Source organism: Azospirillum sp. UFLA03-27, assembly GCF_059803775.1.
Window position 1 is genome coordinate 1 of the sequence record NZ_JAUQTX010000334.1, and the last position, 5,879, is coordinate 5,879.

Sequence of the window (5,879 nt, forward strand, 5' to 3'; positions counted from 1 at the left end):
GCGTATAATCGTCGGCAGCGTCAGATGTGTATAAGAGACAGGGTACAAGGTGGGTGCGGCGGATGAGCCGCGCGGCGTGTCGGGCATCGCCCATTTCCTGGAGCATCTGATGTTCAAGGGGACGGAGGAGGTTCCGCCCGGCGCCTTCTCCCGCATCGTCGCCAAGAACGGCGGGCGCGACAACGCCTTCACCTCATGGGACTACACGGCTTATTTCCAGAACGTGGCGCGCGACCGGCTGGAGCTGGTGATGAAGATGGAGGCCGACCGCATGTCGAACCTCCGCCTCACCGACCAGCTGGTCTATCCGGAGCGCGACGTCATCATCGAGGAGCGCCGCCAGCGCATCGAGAACGAGCCCGCCGACCGCATTGGCGAGCAGGTCAACGCCACCCTCTACGTCCACCACCCCTACGGCACCCCGATCATCGGCTGGCCGCAGGAGATGGCCACGCTGACGCGGGAGGAGGCGGAGTCCTTCTACAAGAGCTGGTACGCGCCCAACAACGCCGTGCTGGTGGTGTCCGGCGACGTGACGGCGGAGGAGCTGAAGCCGCTCGCCGAGAAATACTACGGCGGCATCCCCACCCGCCCGGTGCCGGAGCGCGTCCGCGTGCAGGAGCCGCCGATCAGCGCCGCCCGCCGGGTCATCCTGCGCGACGACGAGGTGCGCCAGCCCTCGATCCGCCGCAACTGGCTCGCCCCCTCCTACCGCACCGACAAGAAGGGTTACGCCTACCCGCTCCAGGTGCTGTCGGAGATCATGAGCGGCGGCCCGACCTCCCGCCTCTACCGCAGCCTCGTCGTCGAGCAGCGCATCGCGACCTCGGCCTGGCTGGGCTACAGCCCGTCGTCCTGGGACATGACCTCGCTGGCGGCGGGCGCCTCGCCGGCTTCCGGCGTCACCATGGAGAAGCTGGAAGCGGCGCTGGAAGCCGATATCCGGACGCTCGTCGAGAAGGGCGTGACCGAGGAGGAGGTGGCCACCGCCAAGAAGCGCATGCTGGCCGAGGCCGCCTACGCCCGCGACAGCCTGACCGGCCCGGCCCAGACGCTGGGCGCCGCCATCGCCACCGGCCAGAGCATCGACGACGTGGAGAACTGGCCGGTGCGCATCGACGCGGTGACCGCCGATCAGGTCAACGCCGCCGCCCGCGCCGTTCTGGGCCAGACCAACCACGTCACCGGCCTTCTGCTGCCGCTCCAGGACAAGGGAAGCTGAGATGATCGTCCTATCCAAGCGCCTCGTGTCCAAGCGCGTCTTCGGCGTCTGTCTTTTCCTTTTCGCCTTCGCCATCACCACTCCGGCAGCCGCCATCGAGATCAAGCGGGTGGTCAGCCCCGGCGGGATCGAGGCGTGGCTGGTCGAGGACCGCAAGGTCCCCATCATCGCCCTGGAATGGGCCTTCGAAGGGGCCGGCGCGTCCGACCCCAAGGGCAAGGAGGGCCTCGCCAACCTCGCCGCCCGCACGCTGGACGAGGGCGCCGGTCCCTATGACAGCCAGGCCTTCGCCGCGCGGCTTCAGGACAACGCCATCGCGCTGGGCTACGACGCCGGACGCGACGGCTTCGGCGGCAGCCTGCGCACGCTGAGCGACCGCCGCGACGAGGCGTTCGAGCTGACCCGCCTGTCGCTGGCCGAGCCGCGCTTCGACGCGGAGGCGGTGGAGCGCATGCGCGCCGCCGTGCTGTCCAGCCTGCGCCGCGATCAGGCCGATCCCAACTACGTCGGACGGCGGCTGTTCTATTCCACCGCCTACCCCGGCCACCCCTACGGCGACGAGATCCGCGGCACGCTGGAGTCGCTGCCGACGATCACCCCGGACGACCTGCGCGGCTTCGTGAAGACTGGCTTCGGGCGCGACCGGCTGGTCGTCGCCGCGGCGGGCGACATCAGCCCGGAGGATCTGGGCCGCGCGCTCGACCATGTGTTCGGCGGCCTGCCCGCCACCTCCGCGAACGCCGCCATCCCCGACGTCGAGCCGAAGGGGCTGGGCGAGACGCTGGTCGCTACCCGACCGACCGCGCAGACCGTCATGCTGATGGGCCAGACCGGGCTCAAGCGCGCCGACCCCGACTGGTACGCGGCGACCGTGATGAACTACGTCCTGGGCGGCGGCGGCTTCGGCTCCCGCCTGATGGAGGAGGTGCGGGAGAAGCGCGGCCTCAGCTACGGCGTCTACAGCTACCTGATCCCGATGGACCATTCCGCGCTGGTCATGGCCGGCGGCAACACGGTGAACGCCAAGGCCGGTCAGGCCCTGGACATCATGCGCCAGGAATGGAAGCGCATGGCCGACCAGGGCGTGACGGAGGAGGAACTGGCCGACGCCAAGACCTACCTCACCGGCAGCTTCCCGCTGCAGCTCAGCAGCACGCAGGCGATCGCAGGCATCCTGCTCCAGGTCAAGCGCGACGAGTTGGGCATCGACTATCTCGACCGCCGCAACGCCTTCATCAACGGCGTCACCCAGGCGGACGTGCAGCGCGTCGCCAAGCGGCTGCTCGACCCCAACCGGCTGCTGACTGTGCTGGTCGGCCGTCCGGAAGGCGTGACCGCGACGCGGACCATCGACGGGGGGAGCTGAGAAAGGCGCCGCGGTGGGCCCCCCACCGCGGCGACCCTTCTTACGCCAGATCCGGTCTTACGCCAGATCCGGTCTTACGCCAGATCCGGCTGGCTCCCCGGAAAGCGCGGATCGCCGGGATCGATTGGGCGGCCCGGCACCTTGCCGGGGATGATCCCCACCTGATCGGGCCGCTCGTCCTCGCGGCGTTCCTCCTCGGCCGGACCCGGCGGGTTCAGTTCGGGTTTGTTCGGATCGCTCATGGTCACCTCCTGTCCAGAAAAGAACACAGGGCAACGGTTGCCGGTTTCATCCACCGCCCCGCATAGTCCGCTCAAACTAGACCGCTTCACCTAGACCTTTGTGCACGTTGGATGCGCCGCTTTGGCGCGTACCCGGCGCGCACCGATCGGTGCTAGGCTCCGCGCACGCGAGAAGGAGGCAAAATCCCGATGTCAGCGCTCACCCGTTCGCCCGCCTGGGAAGCCCTGGCCCGTCATCGCCAGGACGTTTCGACCCTCCATATGCGCGACCTGTTCGCCGCCGACGCCGACCGCTTCAACCGCTTCTCCCTGGAAGCCTGCGGCCTGCTGTTCGATTATTCGAAGAATCGCATCACCGAGGAGACTCGGACCCTTCTGCTCGACCTCGCCCGCCAGCAGGACGTGGAAGGCTGGCGCGACCGCATGTTCGCCGGGGAGCGGATCAACATCACCGAGGACCGCGCCGTCCTGCACACCGCGCTGCGCAACCGCTCCAACCGCCCGGTCATGGTGGACGGCCAGGACGTGATGCCGGAGGTGAACGCCGTCCTGCACCGGATGGAGCGCTTCGTCCGGCAGGTCCGCGACGGTGCCTGGACCGGCTACACCGGCCACCCGATCACCGACATCGTCAACATCGGCATCGGCGGGTCCGACCTCGGCCCGGTGATGGTGACGGAGGCGCTGACCCCCTACCTGCACCCGCAGATCGGCGTGCATTTCGTCTCCAACGTCGACGGCACCCACATCAGCGAGACGCTGGAATGGCTGGACCCGGAGACGACGCTGTTCGTCATCGCGTCCAAGACCTTCACCACCCAGGAGACTCTGACCAACGCCCACACCGCGCGGCGCTGGTTCCTGGAGAGCGCCGGCGACCCCGCCCATGTCGCCAAGCATTTCGTCGCCGTCTCCACCAACGAGGCGGAGGTGCGCAAGTTCGGCATCGACCCGGACAACATGTTCGGCTTCTGGGATTGGGTCGGCGGGCGCTATTCGTTGTGGTCGGCGATCGGGCTGTCCATCGCGCTCGGCATCGGCATGGACCGCTTCACCGAGCTGCTGGCCGGCGCCCACGACATGGACGAGCATTTCCGCACCGCGCCGCTGGAGCGCAACATGCCGGTGCTTATGGCGATGCTCGGCGTCTGGTACGTCAATTTCTGGGGCGCCAAGTCCCACGCCGTGCTGCCCTACGACCAGTATCTGCACCGCTTCCCGGCCTATCTCCAGCAGTTGGACATGGAGAGCAACGGCAAGACGGTGGACCGGCAGGGCGCGCGGGTGGATTACGCCACCGGCCCGGTGGTCTTCGGCGAGCCGGGCACCAACGGCCAGCACGCCTTCTACCAGCTGATCCACCAGGGGACGGAGCTGGTGCCCGCCGACTTCCTCGCCCCGGCGGAAACCCACAACCCCATCGGCGACCATCACCGCATCCTGCTGTCGAACTTCTTCGCCCAGCCGGAAGCCCTGATGCGCGGCAAGACCGCCGACGAGGTGCGCGCCGAGATGACCAAGTCCGGCAAGCCGGCCGACGCCATCGAGCCGCTGGTTCCCCACCGCGTGTTCGAGGGCAACAAGCCGTCCAACAGCATCCTGTTCAAGAAGCTGGACCCGCACACGCTGGGCGCGCTGATCGCGCTGTACGAGCACAAGGTGTTCGTCCAGGGCATCGTGTGGGCCATCAACAGCTTCGACCAGTGGGGCGTGGAACTGGGCAAGCAACTGGCCGGCAAGATCCTGCCCGAACTCCAGAACGGCCCGACCGCCGCGTTGGGGCACGACAGCTCGACCAACGGGCTGATCGGCTGGTACCGCAAGCACCGCTGAGCGGCGGAGGATCGCCTTCCGGTTTTATTGCCAAAGGGGGAAAACAACTATAAAATCACCGTCACGGGATTGCTCGACCGTGAGGGATGCTCTGATGGACGTTTTACCCCATCTGGCTGGCGCCCCGGCCGTCGCCACGACGAAGACCATGTCGGCGGCCCAAGGCGGCGCAATCAGCTCTCCTGGGGCGGCAACGACCGCCACCACCACCACGGGCGCCAAGGACACGCTGTCCCTGAGCCCCCTGGCGGCGAGCCTGAAGGGGCCTTCGCTGGACCTGTTCAACAAGCTGAAGCAGAACGAGCGCACCCTGCTCAACGGCCTCGTGGACAGCGGCAAGGTCACCGGCGGCGACGTGAACAACGCGCTGATGGGCAGCCTGAAAATGGCTCGGTCCACGGCCTTCATGAACGGAGGCCGGATGTTCGAATCCCAGAACCGCGGCCTCTTCGCCCGCGCCAACACCGTCACGGCGGATGAGATGCTGAAGGCGACCGACGACACGCTGGCCCGGCGCAAGGAACTGGTCGCGCGGCTGGGAGAATTGGACAAGAACGGCCAGGGCGGCTCCGACGACTATGGCGAGATCCTGCGCGCTCTTTCCGGAGTGGAGCCCGGCGCGGGCACCGGGCAACCCAGCGCGGAACCCCATGGCAACCGCCGGGCGACCGCCCATTTACGCCAGACCCGGCTCATCTCGCCTTATTACATGAAGTTGGGCGACCCCTTTTTCATCCGCAGCGGCGAAGAGGAAGCGGCAAGCAACAAGCTGAAGGACGCTGGCGTCTCCCTGTCCAGCCTCACGGACGCCGCCCGCGGCATGGGCGAAGACGATGTGGCAGGCATGGTGAGGGAACAGGCGTCACATAGGGCCGAGATCATGCGGAGGAACGGCGGCTGAGTCAGCGCAGCGGGACGCTCCCGCAGTAAATCCTTGTGCAGCACATCGATCGGGCGTAGGGTTCACGCCATGAACCCCGTGCGCCTCACCTCCCCCGCCCTTCTGGGGCGATTTTGGTACCGCTGGTACACACCGGCGGCATAGGTATCGCACACCCACGATGCACCCAAAGCCGCCCGACCCGAGGCGGCTTTTGTGTTTTCAGCACGCGGTGCACGCAAAATCCTCCTGACGGTCACGGCGGCCTCCCTTACCAACCGGAGGTCACATCATGTCCGATTCTGTCTCTTATACACATCTCCGAGCCCACGAGAC

The 5,879-nt window shown here is 67.4% G+C and carries 5 protein-coding genes; 4 read left to right on the forward strand and 1 reads right to left on the reverse strand.

Annotated features, from left to right (window positions below):
* The first annotated feature begins 49 nt into the window (after positions 1-49).
* Positions 50-1,222: a M16 family metallopeptidase gene (locus tag Q4I23_RS29800; RefSeq protein ID WP_498528616.1), complete on the forward strand. Its 1,173-nt coding sequence runs from the start codon at positions 50-52 to the stop codon at positions 1,220-1,222.
* Between the two features lies 1 nt (position 1,223).
* Positions 1,224-2,588, forward strand: a complete 1,365-nt coding sequence (locus Q4I23_RS29805) for a M16 family metallopeptidase (protein ID WP_454018959.1) — start codon at positions 1,224-1,226, stop codon at positions 2,586-2,588.
* A gap of 74 nt (positions 2,589-2,662) precedes the next feature.
* On the opposite strand, the gene Q4I23_RS29810 is transcribed toward Q4I23_RS29805, so the two are convergent.
* Entirely contained in the window at positions 2,663-2,830 is a 168-nt protein-coding gene (locus tag Q4I23_RS29810; RefSeq protein WP_454018958.1) for a hypothetical protein, read from the reverse strand.
* A 189-nt stretch (positions 2,831-3,019) separates the two neighbouring features.
* On the opposite strand from Q4I23_RS29810, the gene pgi reads away from it, so the two are divergent.
* On the forward strand, positions 3,020-4,663 hold the full coding sequence (gene pgi, locus Q4I23_RS29815) for a glucose-6-phosphate isomerase (protein ID WP_498528617.1): 1,644 nt from the start codon (positions 3,020-3,022) through the stop codon (positions 4,661-4,663).
* Between the two features lie 94 nt (positions 4,664-4,757).
* Positions 4,758-5,564, forward strand: a complete 807-nt coding sequence (locus tag Q4I23_RS29820; protein WP_498528618.1) for a hypothetical protein — start codon at positions 4,758-4,760, stop codon at positions 5,562-5,564.
* Positions 5,565-5,879: the final 315 nt, after the last annotated feature.